This window comes from Dyadobacter sp. HNCC25DJ185 (assembly GCF_056895195.1).
Map to the genome: position 1 here is coordinate 767,355 of NZ_JBXHAR010000001.1, position 14,920 is coordinate 782,274.

At 46.8% G+C, this 14,920-nt stretch carries 13 protein-coding genes; 9 read left to right on the forward strand and 4 right to left on the reverse strand.

All coding sequences use genetic code 11. From position 1 onward, the window contains the following. Positions 1-91: 91 nt before the first annotated feature. Positions 92-490, forward strand: coding sequence for a DUF3592 domain-containing protein (locus tag AC1XUF_RS03070; RefSeq protein ID WP_483340185.1), 399 nt, complete (start codon positions 92-94; stop codon positions 488-490). Here AC1XUF_RS03070 and AC1XUF_RS03075 read toward each other — a convergent pair. The 3 genes from AC1XUF_RS03075 to AC1XUF_RS03085 all read right to left on the reverse strand — a co-directional run bounded on the left by AC1XUF_RS03075 (position 482) and on the right by AC1XUF_RS03085 (position 5,981). Continuing rightward, a complete protein-coding gene (locus AC1XUF_RS03075; protein WP_483340186.1) occupies positions 482-2,140 on the reverse strand; it encodes a hypothetical protein in 1,659 nt (552 codons plus the stop codon). The genes AC1XUF_RS03070 and AC1XUF_RS03075 overlap by 9 nt on opposite strands. A gap of 339 nt (positions 2,141-2,479) precedes the next feature. Beyond that, positions 2,480-5,203 carry a DNA ligase D gene (gene ligD / locus AC1XUF_RS03080; RefSeq protein ID WP_483340187.1) on the reverse strand — a complete coding sequence of 908 codons (2,724 nt, stop codon included), beginning with the start codon at positions 5,201-5,203 and terminating at the stop codon, positions 2,480-2,482. A gap of 31 nt (positions 5,204-5,234) precedes the next feature. Beyond that, positions 5,235-5,981: a DUF72 domain-containing protein gene (locus AC1XUF_RS03085; RefSeq protein WP_483340188.1), complete on the reverse strand. Its 747-nt coding sequence runs from the start codon at positions 5,979-5,981 to the stop codon at positions 5,235-5,237. A gap of 272 nt (positions 5,982-6,253) precedes the next feature. Between AC1XUF_RS03085 and AC1XUF_RS03090 the strand changes: the two genes are divergently transcribed. The 6 genes from AC1XUF_RS03090 (at position 6,254) to AC1XUF_RS03115 (ending at position 11,884) form a co-directional block, all read left to right on the forward strand. Next, positions 6,254-6,613 carry a hypothetical protein gene (locus tag AC1XUF_RS03090; RefSeq protein ID WP_483340189.1) on the forward strand — a complete coding sequence of 120 codons (360 nt, stop codon included), beginning with the start codon at positions 6,254-6,256 and terminating at the stop codon, positions 6,611-6,613. Positions 6,614-6,715: 102 nt separating this feature from the next. After that, positions 6,716-8,116, forward strand: coding sequence for an ATP-binding protein (locus tag AC1XUF_RS03095; RefSeq protein WP_483340190.1), 1,401 nt, complete (start codon positions 6,716-6,718; stop codon positions 8,114-8,116). A 32-nt stretch (positions 8,117-8,148) separates the two neighbouring features. Further along, positions 8,149-9,810: an FAD-dependent oxidoreductase gene (locus tag AC1XUF_RS03100; RefSeq protein ID WP_483340191.1), complete on the forward strand. Its 1,662-nt coding sequence runs from the start codon at positions 8,149-8,151 to the stop codon at positions 9,808-9,810. Then, positions 9,810-10,079, forward strand: coding sequence for a UBP-type zinc finger domain-containing protein (locus AC1XUF_RS03105; protein ID WP_483340192.1), 270 nt, complete (start codon positions 9,810-9,812; stop codon positions 10,077-10,079). The genes AC1XUF_RS03100 and AC1XUF_RS03105 overlap by 1 nt, the downstream gene beginning before the upstream one ends. A 39-nt stretch (positions 10,080-10,118) precedes the next feature. Then, the gene (locus tag AC1XUF_RS03110) at positions 10,119-11,024 is read left to right on the forward strand and encodes a helix-turn-helix domain-containing protein (RefSeq protein WP_483340193.1); all 906 of its coding nucleotides are present in this window, start codon (positions 10,119-10,121) and stop codon (positions 11,022-11,024) included. Positions 11,025-11,119: 95 nt separating this feature from the next. Then, a complete protein-coding gene (locus AC1XUF_RS03115; protein ID WP_483340194.1) occupies positions 11,120-11,884 on the forward strand; it encodes an SDR family NAD(P)-dependent oxidoreductase in 765 nt (254 codons plus the stop codon). A gap of 61 nt (positions 11,885-11,945) precedes the next feature. Here AC1XUF_RS03115 and AC1XUF_RS03120 read toward each other — a convergent pair whose 3' ends face one another. Next, a complete protein-coding gene (locus AC1XUF_RS03120) occupies positions 11,946-12,587 on the reverse strand; it encodes a YceI family protein (RefSeq protein ID WP_483340195.1) in 642 nt (213 codons plus the stop codon). Between the two features lie 185 nt (positions 12,588-12,772). Between AC1XUF_RS03120 and AC1XUF_RS03125 the strand changes: the two genes are divergently transcribed. Next, on the forward strand, positions 12,773-13,198 hold the full coding sequence (locus AC1XUF_RS03125) for a response regulator (protein ID WP_483340196.1): 426 nt from the start codon (positions 12,773-12,775) through the stop codon (positions 13,196-13,198). Positions 13,199-13,238: 40 nt separating this feature from the next. Further along, positions 13,239-14,576 carry a sigma-54-dependent transcriptional regulator gene (locus AC1XUF_RS03130; protein ID WP_483340197.1) on the forward strand — a complete coding sequence of 446 codons (1,338 nt, stop codon included), beginning with the start codon at positions 13,239-13,241 and terminating at the stop codon, positions 14,574-14,576. Positions 14,577-14,920: the final 344 nt, after the last annotated feature.

Consider the following 14,920-nt stretch of genomic DNA (forward strand, 5'->3'; position numbering starts at 1 on the left):
GTAGCTATTACACGCCACGATTTGCCTTTAAGTAACAAAACCAGCCGTTCAGTAACTCAAATGCCTTCCCTATCAAAACCAGATGCTTTATTTGTCCATAACTCTAATCAAAAAGGCAGTGGAAACCAACAACAGAGCAATTGGTGCAACAATTATACTGATCTGCATGGTGGCGTTTTGGGTGGTCTCAACCATTCGCAAGCGCATAAGAAACGAACGGAAGAGGAAGATCCTCAAAGAGGGTGTAGAAGCGAGTGCCACGGTACTTAACATCAAGCCGACAGGTGAATATCTGAACAACCTGCCTGAATTTCAGGTAAGGGTACAGATTAAACCAGAGGCAGGAGATGATTTTGAAGCTGAGATGACGGAAGTTTTATCCTATTCAAAATATGACTCGATAAGACAGGGAACCCAGGTCGTGGTGAAATATGATCCCGAATATTACAATCGGGTTATCTTTTTACAAATGGCAGAAACATTAATCTAAACGAATCGTATCTAATTTAAAGGCCCGGGCAACCTGGCCTTTTTTTATGGTCAGCAGATAAATGTCGTAGGTGCCCCTCACCAGTTTCTTTTTATAAATCACACAACTGAACCCCCTGGCTACCGGCTTTTTGAAGGTCGAATAGAACTGTTTGACGGCACGCTGATAGCTGTGATCAACCGCAAACAAATATTTCGGATGGCCTGTAGAAGGGTCGATTGCAATTGCATAAAGCGCTTCAATGCCTTCTGTTCCATCTATCCAATCGGTATTTGAAAGATCCAGGCTCTCACCGTTGTCTGCTCTGATGACCTGTATGGAATCGCGAACAGCTTGCCAGTTCATTCCTTGAAAAGATAGGGTTTCGTGTACTTTGAAAAAATGATTTTTCGCGAAATCCATGTAAATAGCTGCATAGGGGTCGGAGTAAATTACAGGATAATAAATGGCCTTGCTCCATGCATCGTTGTACTGATTCGCTTCAATGGTCTTGCGATAATTTACAATGCTTCCATAATAAACGTAGTAGGTGCTGACGCAAAACAGGAATGAAATGCCAGCTACGATGAGCCGCGAAAGGTCGCCAAATCGCGATAGTGACCAATAGCAGTCGTAGAAAGCAATTGCGAGCGCCGCAAAAAAAGCAGCGTATACTTTGTAACGGTCCATTTTGTAGCCGTCATAGTCTGGCTCCGTTCCGCGAGCAAACACAATCAGAAACGCGACGAAAAGCAGAGTGGCTATTCCGGCCCCGCAAAACCATTGTAATCTGTTGATTTTGCCGCTTTTGCCTTGCGCTACATGCAAGGAAAGTATCGCCAACGGGCTCAGAAAAATGGCACCCAATACGATACTTGGTATTTTGTTGCCGATCACATTCGGGTCGGCCAGCTGACCTGTGAAGGAAAGCAGCAATATAACTTTGGGGCCAATGTTGCTTGTTACGTGTTCGACAAGCGATCCGGAGTGGATTGTTAATGTCTTTAAATGGATGATGGTTATCGTTATCAGAATCGCGCCGGGGATGATCATTTTTCTCCGCTCTCTGTCGGCAAAAAATACGATGACCAGCCAGATAGCGACGGACGATAATCCATTGGCGCTGGTGAACAAGGCTAGTAGCGCCAATGCCCCGCTGATATACAGGCTACGCCGGTCCAATGCCAGGTAAAAGCTCCAAAGAGAGAAAAACAGACAAGGAGCGTGTTGCAAACTGCATGTGGCCCAGGAAATGGTGTCTTCGTAGTGCTGGACCTGGAACAGTAAGCAAACAACCGAAAAAAAACCTAACAGGCTTAACTCGTTTCTGGTCCGGTATTTGAAAAATAAGATGGCGACACCCAAAAGGGTAAGATTGCCTAGAAGGATCAACCACTTGATGTTCACCTGGCTGGTGATCAGATATTGTGCCAGGGTCAGCAGTTTCGCAAAAACGACTCGGTGTTCAAAGTTTTGTTCGAAGAGCAACGTCAGCTTAACCCATGAACTATCCGCTTCGATATATTTATAGATAAACAGAATGATATTCTGAAAATCGTCGTAGTAAGGGAAATTATAAGAAAACCGTATTACAGAAAGCCAGAAAGTAAAAATAACGGCTATGATTGTGGTCCAGAGTATACCGGCAAACCATTTAAGGTACGGGGCCATCAAAAATAATAGTAAATAAGTACAGCCTTTTGGCCGAAATCGATTCAGCGTCCTACCTCCAAATATAGAAAGTTAATTGGTTACTTGATTGAATAGACTAAATCGATGAAAAGATTGAGGAGGGAATAAACGGCTCCGAATAGTGCGATTGAAGGAACCGGCAACATTAAAATAAGTGAGTGTGTGTATAGTTTTAAGTTATAGTGTGTGCGACCCTTTATTTTTAAGCCGTTACAAACAAAATATGAAAGCGCCTTTTTTACAAAGACATTGATTAATAGGCAGCGTTCAGTTACTATCCGGTAAAAAAGATGGAAAAGAAGGGTTTCTGGCGAAACGCTAAGCCGATTCTGTTAAGTTGATCCTGTCGATTACTTCTTCGAGGATAATACCTTTTTCCAGGACTGGCTTAAACAAATCACCTTCGCTTCTGATCCTCTCTACGGCATTGAAGATTGTAAAATGTTTGAGCTGAAGACCTTTTTTTACCTCATCCCAATGCAGCGGCATAGAAACGGTCGCTCCTGGTTTGGGCCGCACGGAGTAAGGCGCTGCCAATGTCGCCTTAGGGCGGTTCTGGAGATAATCGATATACAATTTTCCTTTTCGGTTCCTGGTCATTCTTTCAATGCTGGTGAAGTCCCGAAGCTCCTGCTGTGCCTGCGTCGCAATCCATAGCGCAAACATCTGGCATTGGTCATAACTGTATTTGGCGCCAAGCGGGATGTAAATGTGCAGGCCTGTTGAACCGGAAGTTTTGCAGTAGCTTTCGACCTGAATAGAATCGAGCAATTTCTTGATGGTCTGGGCTGTTTGGATCACTTCCTCAAAAGTGTTGGTGGTGTCGGGATCAAGATCCAGGAGGCACCAGTCGGGATGATCAGGCGATGCTACCCGACTGTTCCATGGGTTCATGTCGATGCACCCGAGGTTCGCCATGTACAGCAAGCCTGCCTCGTTGTTGCTGAGCATAAAATGCTTCTTTTCATTGTCTTCGCCGGCGGTATAGGGCGTCGTCTCGATCCAGGAAGGGACTTTTCCGGTGACGTCTTTCTGGTAAAAACTTTTCCCGTTGATCCCGTTGGGATATCGGTTCAGCGACATCGGGCGGTTTTCCAGATAAGGCATGATGAAGGGAGCGACCTGATAGTAGTAATTGATCAGGTCCCGCTTGGTGATATGATCCTCTGGCCAGAAGACCTTGCTGAGATTGGAAAACTTAATCTCGTGGCCATTTAATTGACGTACCTGCGTTTCATCTTTTGGATTGAGCAGTGTTTTACGTGCCGCCTTTTCAGGCTTTTTGATCAGGTCCTTGTGTGATTCGTTTGCAGGCTCGGTTACAACTTCCTCCGTTGATTTGGCCACCTCCCTGATCACGTCCCTGGCAGGTTTATCTTCCCTCATTCCTTCAAAAGAGGGGTGCCGGAACACCCCGTCGGCCGTTACCTCCGTAAAACTGATTTCACATACCAGCTCTGGTTTCAGCCAGGTGGCGTTTGCCTTAGGCGGATTGGGGCGGAACCTGGACGGTTTATTGTAGTCGGGCGTTTCATTAAACGGACTTTCCCGGGTGACAAGCGGTTTGAAAAGGTTGAGCATTTCCCTTTGCTGCTTGTCTTTAAAGCCTGTCCCCACTTTGCCCACATAGTGTAGGTTGCCATTGTCATAGGCGGCAAGCAATAGCGCGCTAAACGGTTTTGAGGTTCCTTCATTTTGCGTATAGCCGGCAATAATCACCTCCTGACGCTTATTGATCTTGATTTTGAGCCAGTCCCTGGTCCTGATGCCGGGAAAGTAGACACTGTCAGATTTTTTGGCAATAATGCCTTCCAGGCCCATTTCCTTTGCCGCTTCGAAAAACGAGGTGCCTTCTGCTTCAATGCTGTAACCCAACTTTACAGGGCTGTTCTCGGTAACAATGCTTTGCAAAATGATCTTCCGCTTCGCTAATGGCAATTGGGTCAGGTCTTTTCCCTCAAGCCAGAGGATGTCGAACACATAATATACGAGCTGACCATCAGCTTCGCTTCGCCAGTTTTGCAATGCACTAAAGTCCGAATGGCCGTTTTCATTGATCACCACGATCTCGCCGTCCAGCACCGCGTTGATCTTCCAATCGGTCAGGTCCCGGTAAACGGGGTAAAACTTTTCGTTGAATGATTTTTTATTTCTTGAGCTGATTTCGACAGAGCCCCGGTTCAGATATGCTACGGTCCGGTATCCATCCCACTTCACCTCGTACTCCCAGCCGGGGTCATCAAAAGGTTCGTTTACCAGTGTCGCCAGCATAGGGGTCAGCATCTCCGGGAATTTACTTTCCGGTGCGCTTTTCAGAATGGCTGTCGTTTTTTTTTTAGTGTCGGCTTTGTTGTCTTTCCCTGGTACTTCTTCCAATACATCATTGGCTTTGGCCGATTCCTTCGCAGGTTTTTTGTCCTTAACTTGTGTATTGGAATCGTCGTCCTTTTCCCCGTATATCAAGCCGGGATGGTCTTCAATACCTTTCAAAGTTCTCCTGGAAACAGCGGACCTGTCTTTTTTTGTAATGTCTGCTTCATCGGCATATTTGTCGCGGTGTTTGATCAGCAACCACGAATTTTCGGCCATTCCGCTGGTTTTGACGAGTGCGAATTCTCCTTTCAGTTTCTTACCATGCATCCGGATCTTAATGGAACCCGAGTCAAGTTCTTTCAGCAGCAATTGTTCTTTGTCTTTTTTGGAGGCTGCATCTTCCAGTGGCTCATAAGTGCCGTAGTCCCAGACCATTACGGTACCTGCGCCGTAATTTCCCTCGGGAATAATCCCTTCAAAATCCTTGTAATCGTAAGGGTGGTCCTCCACCATCATGGCGAGCCTTTTAACGGAAGGATCCGTCGACGGCCCTTTTGGTACTGCCCAGCTTTTCAGTACGCCATCCATTTCGAGGCGAAAATCATAATGCAACCGGCTGGCTTCGTGCTTTTGAATAACGAATATTAATTCGTCGGCTTTTGCTTTTCCGCCTTTGGGCTCAGGGGTTTTATCGAACTTCCGTTTTGAATTGTACTTGGTAAGGCTCATGGTTTGCGGGATTTAGCGGATGATAGAATGTTCAGGACAACTCGTCGACATATTTTTGAAGCCTTGCCCCGTTGTGTAGGGCGTGGGCGTTGATATCGTTATTAAAAAATGCCCATACTTCGTGCCCTTCCTCACTCCAGTCGCAGCATTTCCGGGCATATTCCTTTAATGTCTGGTCGGAATAGGAGGAACTGTACAAATCTTCTGGGCCATGAAAACGGAGAAAAATATCGTTTGCTGTGATTTCTTCATGGTACGGAAACCGGCTGGATTGGGCAAAAACAAGTGTTATCTGGTTGCGCTTCATCAACTGAATGCTTTCCTCGGAGAACCAGGAGTTGTGTCTGACTTCTATTGCAAAACGGTAATAACCATACTGCTTCCGCAAAATGTCATAGAGTTTCGAGACAACTTCTTCGTGAAAACCAACGCTGGAAGGCAATTGGATGAGGACCGGCCCGAGGCGCTCTTTTACCGTTTCGAAAATCTGGAAAAAACGCTGCAGCGGCTCTTCGGGGTCATTCAGTTTTTTCAGGTGGCTGAGGTATCTGCTCAATTTGGGACAAAACAAAAAGTCTTTTGGAACCACCTTAGCCCATTTTTGAACGGTACCCGTTAGCGGCAACCTGTAAAAACTGCTGTTCAATTCTGAAACTGAAAAGTGTTTTGCATAGTAAGCGAGGTAGTCCGCAGGTTTCACATCTTCGGGGTAAAAAATCCCGGCCCAATGCTTATAGCTCCATCCCGAAGTGCCAATATGAATCCGACCGCTCTCCATGTTTTCTGATCAAAAACCTTAGAAATAAAATAATCGTACCGGTTTGGTTGCCATTCGGATATGGAGTTGTACCTGCCCTGCACGAAGAGGGCGATTGGCGGATTTGCTGCCGGCTGAACGCGGCGCGGAGCGTTCCATAATGCAGTCGGTAAAACGAAGGGTCCGTTAACGGATTGGTGAAAAATCGAAAGAGGGCTCCAGGTAATCGTATGCGGCCAGAGCAGGAACGGTTTTTGACCAGCCTGAATACGGTTTCACTAAAATTAAATAAAATGAGCATCATTGATATCCTGGGCGAGCCGGAAGAGACTCTGGGGACTGCCGACGACCTGCGCGAGGAAATCGTGGTGGAAGTAATGCAGGCGGAGATCTCGGGCAGCCTGATTAAAATTGAATTTGAAACTTCCATTGGACTTTGCAGGGGATATTACCACGCAAGCGACCTGGGACACGAGGAGATTAATCTGGAAGAAGAATCGATGCAAATCCTTAAATCACTGTTCCCCTCCTGCAATGGGGCCTTCGTGCACCAGAATAACCGGGATTGGGTTGAGATAAGTCTTTCGGAACATGCGGACCTCTTTCCGGAATATAAAATTTACAGCCGGATCGTAACCGGCAGCGCCGCCTGAAAATTGAGCCATCATTTCGTCAGCTTAAGCTAAATATTTTGAAGGTAAATCCTGATTAATGCCGTAATTAGAGACTGACTTAACGACAACCCTATACTTTTCATGAAGGATATTAGTGCCAAGGAGCTGAAATCGTTCAAAGTCTTTCAGGATGTACCTGAGGATCAATTGCAATGGATGATCGACGAAAGCAATCATTACGAATATCAGGAAGGCGAATATCTGACCAAGCCTGGCGATCCGCTGATCGGTACCCATGTTATCATCAGCGGCAGGGTGGAGCTTTTCCGGATCCAGAACAATACCAAGCTTTTTATCGCAGAATTCCGGTCGGGCTATGTGACCGGTATGCTTCCGTTTTCCAGGGGTACCGTTGGTGTCGCTTTCGGACAATATACCGAACCGACGCAGATCATGACTTTCCCCAAGGAGAAGATGCGCGATTTAATCGTCTCACATTATGAACTGACCCAGGCATTGGTGATCGTGATGACTTCCCGTGTCCGCGAATTCACCGAACTGGAACAACAGAACGAGAAAATGATGGCTTTGGGCAAGTTATCAGCCGGCCTCGCCCATGAACTGAATAACCCTGCCGCTGCGATCGTGAGAGGGTCTGTTTCATTGAAAAAGCATTTGCTGATGCAGCCCAGCGATTTCAAAAAGCTGATTTCCATTCACTTGTCTCCCGAGGAAATTGATATGATCAACACGAAAATGTCGGCGATTTTGGCCAATACCGACAGGCCCGTGCTAAGTATGATGCGGAGATCGGAGCGGGAAGACGAGATCCTGGACTGGCTGGAAGACCATCATGTGAACGGTTGTGATGACATCGCGGACAATCTCGTAGAGTTTGGCGTCACCGAAGAGGATCTCGAAGACCTGAAAAACAAGATCAACAAAAACGACTTTTCGCCGATTCTTTTGTGGATCAATAACAACCTGACTACCGAACGGATGGTAGCGGATATTCAGGAAGCTTCCAAACGGATCGCCGATCTGGTAGGCTCCGTCAAAACATTTACCCATATGGACCGGGGTGGGGAGAGAGAGGTGATTGATATTCATACCGGCATCAAAAACACCCTGACCATGCTGAATTACAAACTCAAAAAAGGCAACATCAAAGTGACGGAAGAATTCGACCTGAGCCTGCCGCATATCAAAGCCATGGTGGGTGAGCTGAACCAGGTTTGGACCAATCTGATCGACAATGCTATCGACGCACTTGAAAATCAGCCCAACCCGGAGCTGACGATCAGCACGAACCGTGACAAGGAATTCGTAAAAGTAGGTGTCATTGACAATGGCCCGGGGGTTCCGGCGGAGTTCCGCACCAAGATCTTTGATCCTTTTTTTACCACCAAATCCATTGGGAAAGGGACCGGCCTCGGGCTCGATGTGGTGATGCGGATCGTAAAACAGCATAATGGTTCGGTGACCCTTCATTCTGAACCGGGAAAAACAGAATTTCTGGTTTGTTTCCCCATAAATGGATAAATTGGTTTTTAAATCTTAACAAAAATTTCCTCATGGGTTTGCCCATTATATTTTCAATTGACGACGATCCACAGGTGTTGAGGGCGATCAGCCGCGATCTGAAAGCACATTACCGCGAACAATACAAAGTGTTAAGTACCACCTCTGTTGCTGAGGCCATGGAGAGCTTGCTGGAACTCCAGAACAAAGGGGAGGAGGTTGCTATATTTGTTTCGGACCAGCGAATGCCTGAAATGCAGGGTGTTGAGTTCCTGGAAAAAGCAATGGTACTGTTTCCATTTGCGAAACGGGTTTTGCTGACTGCTTACTCAGATACGGAGGCGGCAATCAAGGCGATTAACGATGTGCGGCTTGATTATTATCTGATGAAACCCTGGGACCCGCCGGAGGAAAAACTCTATCCGGCCATTGATGATCTGCTGCAGGACTGGCAGGCGAATTACCGTCCTGATTTCAAGGGTATCAAGGTAATTGGTTATCAATTTTCTCCCAAGGCACACGAAATAAAGGATTTTCTGGCGGGTAACCTCGTTCCGTTTGCCTGGCTGGATGCTGAGACCAACGACATAGGCAAGCAAATCTCCACCACCAATCAGCTTTGTCCTGTTGATTTCCCCGCAGTTATCTTTGAGGACGGTTCTTTGTTAAAGACTCCTTCGCTCATCGACATAGCCGAACGTATCGGATTAAATGCGAAAACCAAGCAGCAGATTTACGACGTTGTGATTATTGGTGCCGGACCGGCAGGGTTGGCGGCTTCCGTTTACGGGGCTTCGGAAGGGTTAAGTACCTTATTGATTGAGCGGAAAGCTCCTGGTGGTCAGGCGGGTACAAGTTCCAGGATTGAAAATTACCTCGGTTTTCCCAGCGGATTGAGCGGTGCGGAGCTCACGCGCCGGGCGATCACCCAAGCCACCCGATTTGGCACAGAGTTTCTCTCGCCGCAATCGGTAAAGGAAATTAAATTAAAGGACAAATATAAAACCATTGTCCTGGGAGACGGTAACGAGGTAAACGCAAAAGCGGTTGTGATCACCACAGGGGTTGATTACCGCAAATTGGAAACCAAAGGCATTGAAGAGTTTACCGGAAAAGGTATTTACTACGGAGCGGCGAGCACGGAGGCCTCGTCGTGCGGGAACAAGGACGCTTATGTACTTGGTGGTGGCAATTCCGCCGGTCAGGCGGCCATGTATTTGTCCAAATTCGCAAGAAACGTTTACATTCTGGTCCGCAAAAATGACCTTACTTCTTCGATGTCGTCCTACCTGATCGACCAGATCAATGGTACCGACAATATTACTATCCTGGGCTGCACCGAAATCGTTGAGGCGAAGGGGAATGAGCATTTGGAATCATTGACACTCATAGATCTGAATACAAGCGAACAGCGCACGGTCCCTGCCGATGCATTGTTTATTTTTATCGGGGCGAAGCCTTACACCGATTGGATTGGCCTCGAAATCATTAAGAACGGCAAGGGATTTATAGAAACGGGCAGGGATATGAAGAGCCACAGCAAGTTCAAACAAATTTGGAAAGCCGAGCGCGATCCCTATCTGCTCGAAACCAGTTCACCCGGCATTTTTGCCGCCGGGGACGTGAGGGCCGGGGCCATGAACCGGGTTACTTCCGCAGTAGGCGAGGGTTCTATGTCCATCAGTTTTGTTCATCAATATTTAAGCGAAGTATAATGGATGGTATTTGTAAACACATTGAAGAAATAGCAGAAATAAAGACGCCCGTTGCGTACAAATGCGAGGAATGCATGAAGGTTGGCGGCCACTGGGTGCATTTGAGGACTTGCCAGACTTGCGGCGTCACATTGTGCTGCGATACTTCGCCGGCTAAGCATATGACGCAACACTTCAACCAAACCGGGCATCCCGTGGTCATTTCCGCTGAACCAGACGAGAAATGGCTATGGTGTTATGAGGACGAAGCATTTGTAAGGTACACCTAGCGGATATGCATTGTTGTTTTGAATTTCGTAACTTTCGGCATGCAAAAAGCGACCACAGTTCCCGAATTCTATAAAGAGATATCGCAGCTTATTCCTGAGCCTGTTCAAAAGGAGATCGGTCACTTTAATCTTTTTAAAACCGAAGATATTATTCGGGCGGGCAAACCGAAAACGATGCCCTACAATCGGCGGGCCTACTATAAAATCAGCTTGATCATCGGCAGAAACCGGGCGGAGTATGCCGACAAGGTGATTGACATTGAGAATAATGCGCTATTGTTCGCTACTCCGTTGATACCCTATCATTACGAACCGCAGGATGATAATCAATCAGGTGTGTTCTGTATTTTTTCGGAAGATTTTCTCACGCAGGACAACAGCGGTATCAAGTTGAAGGAGCTGCCGGTTTTCAGGCCGGGCGGAACCCCGATATTCTTTCTGGATAACCAGCAGATTGAAGATATCAGGCATATTTTTGATAAAATGTTTCGGGAGATCAACTCTGATTACGCCTACAAATATGATTTGCTGCGTAATTATGTGATCGAATTGATCCATTTCGGTCAGAAACTTCAGCCGGCAACTTCCCTTTTCGCAGAAACCAACGCCTATAAACGTATTTCAAGCCTTTTTATGGAGTTGTTGGAAAGGCAATTCCCCATTGAACCGCCCCATCAGAAGCTGAACTTTCGCTCGGCCAGGGATTTTGCAGATCAGTTGTCTATTCATGTCAATTACCTCAACAAAGTTTTAAAAGAAATCACTGGTAAAACCACCACAGAGTTGATTACCGACCGTATCGTGCAGGAATCGAAAATTCTCCTGAAGCACACCGACTGGAATGTATCCGAGATTGCATACAGCCTGGGTTTTGAGGAAGCTTCGCATTTTAATAACCTGTTCAAGAAGCATACTTCGCTCAGCCCGCGCGCGTTTCGGGTTTAGATTTGATTTTTGTAAGTTTTGATTTGAAACCGGCAAATTCGCCGGACCGCCGTCCCCTACCTTTGTCCCGTCAATTTTAAAAAAACAAAGACAAGATGGGATCAACTAATAAAATAGCGCTCATTACGGGAGCCAGTCGTGGATTGGGGAAAAATATGGCATTAACCCTGGCTGCGAAAGGAACGGACGTCATTGTCGTTTACCGCAGCAAGATCGAGGAGGCAAATGAAGTCGTCGCTCAGATTGAAGCATTGGGCCAGAAAGCCGCAGCCTTGCAGCTGGATACCGCGGACGTCAAATCCTTCGACGTTTTCATAGCCCGCTTATCGGGATTGCTCAAAGAAAAGTGGGGTCGGGACACGTTTGATTTCCTGATCAACAATGCCGGGATCGGAAGATATTACGCTTTTCAGGATACGCCGGAGGAAGCGTTTGACGAACTAATGAATGTCCATTTCAAGGGCGTGTTCTTTCTTACCCAAAAAGCTTTACCGCTGATTGCCAATGGCGGCCGGATCGTCAATCTCTCCACCGGATTAGCCCGGTTTTCGACACCGGGTTATGCCGCTTATGCTTCGATGAAGGGGGCTATTGAAACCTTGACCCGGTATCTGGCAAAAGAACTTGGGCCCCGCGGCATTACGGTCAACGTGGTCGCTCCGGGTATTATCCATACCGATTTCACAAAAGCCGCTTTTGAGGGTTATCCTGGTCTGGAAGATCATATGAACGCGATAACAGCGCTGGGAAGGGTAGGCCGCCCGGATGATATCGGAGGTGTGGTGGCGTTCTTGTGTTCGCCGGAAGCGGGATGGGTGAATGCTCAGCGTATTGAGGCTTCGGGCGGAATGAACTTGTGAGGTTTTGCACTGACTTGATAATGTCACCCTGGGCGGGTTCGTCCAGGGTGACAAGTGAGCATTACTTCTTCTTTCCGGACAATTTCAGATGCACATCCACAACAGGTTTGATGGAGGCGTCGTCTGGCAGGTTCGGCTCGGTGGCATAAGTGATCCCCCATCTGGTGCGGTCTATCTGAGCCAGTGCGTCCAGCCTGAAGGAATCTCCCTTCAGTTCGATTTTGGCGGGGAAAATAACCAGGTTGGTCTTTCCCAGCATGGTGAGGTTACCGGTCACCTGATAATTCGCATCCGGAACCACGTTGTCGCCGCTTCCCGAGAATGGGGACACACTGTTGATCTCAAACTTCACCTCCGGATGGAGCACCATATTGAAGAAATCCGGACTCTGGAGGTGGTGTACCAGCTGGTGTTTGAGTTCGTCTGTCGGCAGGTTGAAATTGACGATGGACGATACCGGAATGGTGAAAGCCCCGCTTTTTACTTTGCCTTCCTGGATCACAAGGCTTTCACTTTTTACTGCAATGGAGCCTTCGTTGAAATAGCCCGTCTTGAGATATCCCTTCCATTCTGCGACTGAAATCTCGTCAAGCTGGTAGTTGGAAGTTTGAACTTCGTGGTCGGTGCAGTGCCAGAGGCCGACAGAGAGCGAGAAAAGGGTAATGATCTGACTTTTTCTGAACAGGGATTGGATGGTTTTCATTTTTCTATTTTATTTAACATGGCTTAAAGATTTAGATGCAAAACTAGGGCGCTGACGCAAGGGAGCGGTTACGCAAAAGGGAGAAAAACCTACGCAAAAGGGATTCTTCGAATCCAATCCCAAATTGTGATTGGATTGAATAAATGTGATATTTGTGTCGGAGTTTTTACTTAACGATTCGCATAATGTCAAAAAAGGGGACAATCATTTGTATTGAGGACGATGCGGATGATCAGTTTTTAATCAAGAATGTGATTGAGGAATTGGACATTTCAAACAAACTTCTTTTTTTCGGGAATGGGCTGGAAGCACTATTGCATCTTGAAACGACCAGAGAACAACCCTTCCTCATCATTTGCGATATCAATATGCCAGTCATGAACGGGCTGGAGCTGCGGGAAAGGATCGATAGGAATGACTACCTCCGAAAAAAGGCGATCCCATTTATATTTCTAAGTACGGCGGACAACCCTCTCGTGATTGAAACTGCCTACGAGTCTACTATTCAGGGTTTTTTTAAAAAGGAAAACAGTTTCAGCGATCTGAAGACCAGGATCAGGATCATTTATGATTATTGGCAGTGCTGTTTGCACCCCAACAACCGCGGATAACTTTCGATTAACTACATTGGCGCAGGTTCGCCGCACGTAAATGAATAAAATCCTGATCATTGACGATGAAGAAAAGTTACGTGGTCTGCTGGGGCGCATAATCAGGCTCGAAGGATTTGAGGTAGTGGAGGCCGCTGACTTAAAATCGGGACTGAAGAAGCTGGACCAATCGGACATTGATGTGGTACTCTGCGACGTGAAATTGCCCGATGGAAATGGCGGTGACTTTTTGAAAACCATCCGGGAAAAATTCCCGCTCGTCGAAACGGTCCTGCTCACTGCCTACGGGAACATACCGGACGGAGTGCAGGCCATCAAAAACGGGGCCTTCGATTACATTACCAAGGGGGACGACAACAATAAAATCATTCCGCTGATTTACCGGGCCCTTGAAAAGGCCGAGCTGAATAAAAGAGTCTCCAATCTTGAAAAACAGGTGGGCGACAAGTTTTCATTTGACTCGATCATAGGTAAGTCCAGGAAAATACTGGCGAGCATTGATCTCGCAAAGCGGGTTGCGCCCACGGATACGACCGTTTTACTGCTCGGTGAAACCGGTACCGGTAAAGAGGTTTTTGCTCAATCCATTCACCAGGCAAGCAGCAGATCAAAAAAAGCTTTTGTGGCAGTCAACTGCTCTGCATTTGGGAAAGACCTGCTCGAAAGTGAGATGTTCGGCCATAAGGCCGGTGCATTTACCGGTGCCATCCGCGATAAAAAAGGACTCTTCGAAGAAGCCCATGCAGGTACTATTTTTCTGGACGAGATTGGCGAGCTTGCATTGGAATTGCAGGCAAAATTGCTGCGTGTGCTCGAATCGGGTGAATTTATCAAGATTGGCGAAACCCACCCTACGAAAGTGAACGTGCGGATCATCGCGGCAACGAACAGGGATCTGCAGAAAGAAATCGAGGCAGGGGTGTTTAGAAGCGACTTATACTACCGGTTATCGGTCTTTCAAATCACCATTCCGGCTTTGCGGGACAGGGTGGAGGATATCGGTGCGCTGGCGGCTACCTTTGCGTCTCGATTTGCATTGAAAGCCAATAAGAAAATCAAGACGCTTTCCCCGGGTTTTATTTCTGCCCTGGAAGGTAATACCTGGAACGGCAATATTCGGGAGCTTAAAAATGTAATCGAAAGAAGCGTGATCCTTACTGACGGGCCCGAGCTGGATGTCGAAAGCCTGCCTTTTGAGCTGCTTCACCCGAGGAGCGATGCCACAAAAAGCATGTCGGCCTTTTCACTGGCCAGTGCTGAGAAGCTGCATTTTCAAAAGGTATTGAACTACACCAAAGGTAACAAGGCAGAAGCGGCCCGCCTGCTCGAAATCGGTATAGCCACGCTTTACCGGAAAATCGAAGAGTATAAATTATAGCCGACACCTACCATTCTGATACAGAGCCTATCATTTTGATAGGCTTTTTTTTATAGCTGATTTTAAAATTTTGCAGTAATATGCTGATTTTGAGCTGATTGCGATCTGATTGAATTTTGAGGAACAATGTTGGCATACCTGATGAAAACATTCAAAAAATGAAAACATCAAGATCATGACCACATTCCTTCTTCTGGCAACCGGCACATTGTGTTTTGCCCTTTTTTACAAACTGATCAACTACTTCGAAAAAATCTGAAATCATGCTGGCCTTATTCATCGTCTCCATCCTGGTTTTCTTCTACATGTGCTATGTACTGGTAAAACCTGAAAAATTTTAAACT

Bases quoted from the DNA above. Each gene is read 5' to 3' on its own strand.
- AC1XUF_RS03095 (WP_483340190.1), top strand. From the start codon at position 6,716: ATGAAGGATATTAGTGCCAAGGAGCTGAAATCGTTCAAAGTCTTTCAG.
- ligD (WP_483340187.1), bottom strand. From the start codon at position 5,203: ATGAGCCTTACCAAGTACAATTCAAAACGGAAGTTCGATAAAACCCCT.
- AC1XUF_RS03115 (WP_483340194.1), top strand. From the start codon at position 11,120: ATGGGATCAACTAATAAAATAGCGCTCATTACGGGAGCCAGTCGTGGA.
- AC1XUF_RS03125 (WP_483340196.1), top strand. From the start codon at position 12,773: ATGTCAAAAAAGGGGACAATCATTTGTATTGAGGACGATGCGGATGAT.
- AC1XUF_RS03090 (WP_483340189.1), top strand. From the start codon at position 6,254: ATGAGCATCATTGATATCCTGGGCGAGCCGGAAGAGACTCTGGGGACT.
- AC1XUF_RS03075 (WP_483340186.1), bottom strand. From the start codon at position 2,140: ATGGCCCCGTACCTTAAATGGTTTGCCGGTATACTCTGGACCACAATC.
- AC1XUF_RS03105 (WP_483340192.1), top strand. From the start codon at position 9,810: ATGGATGGTATTTGTAAACACATTGAAGAAATAGCAGAAATAAAGACG.
- AC1XUF_RS03110 (WP_483340193.1), top strand. From the start codon at position 10,119: ATGCAAAAAGCGACCACAGTTCCCGAATTCTATAAAGAGATATCGCAG.
- AC1XUF_RS03100 (WP_483340191.1), top strand. From the start codon at position 8,149: ATGGGTTTGCCCATTATATTTTCAATTGACGACGATCCACAGGTGTTG.
- AC1XUF_RS03085 (WP_483340188.1), bottom strand. From the start codon at position 5,981: ATGGAGAGCGGTCGGATTCATATTGGCACTTCGGGATGGAGCTATAAG.
- AC1XUF_RS03120 (WP_483340195.1), bottom strand. From the start codon at position 12,587: ATGAAAACCATCCAATCCCTGTTCAGAAAAAGTCAGATCATTACCCTT.
- AC1XUF_RS03130 (WP_483340197.1), top strand. From the start codon at position 13,239: ATGAATAAAATCCTGATCATTGACGATGAAGAAAAGTTACGTGGTCTG.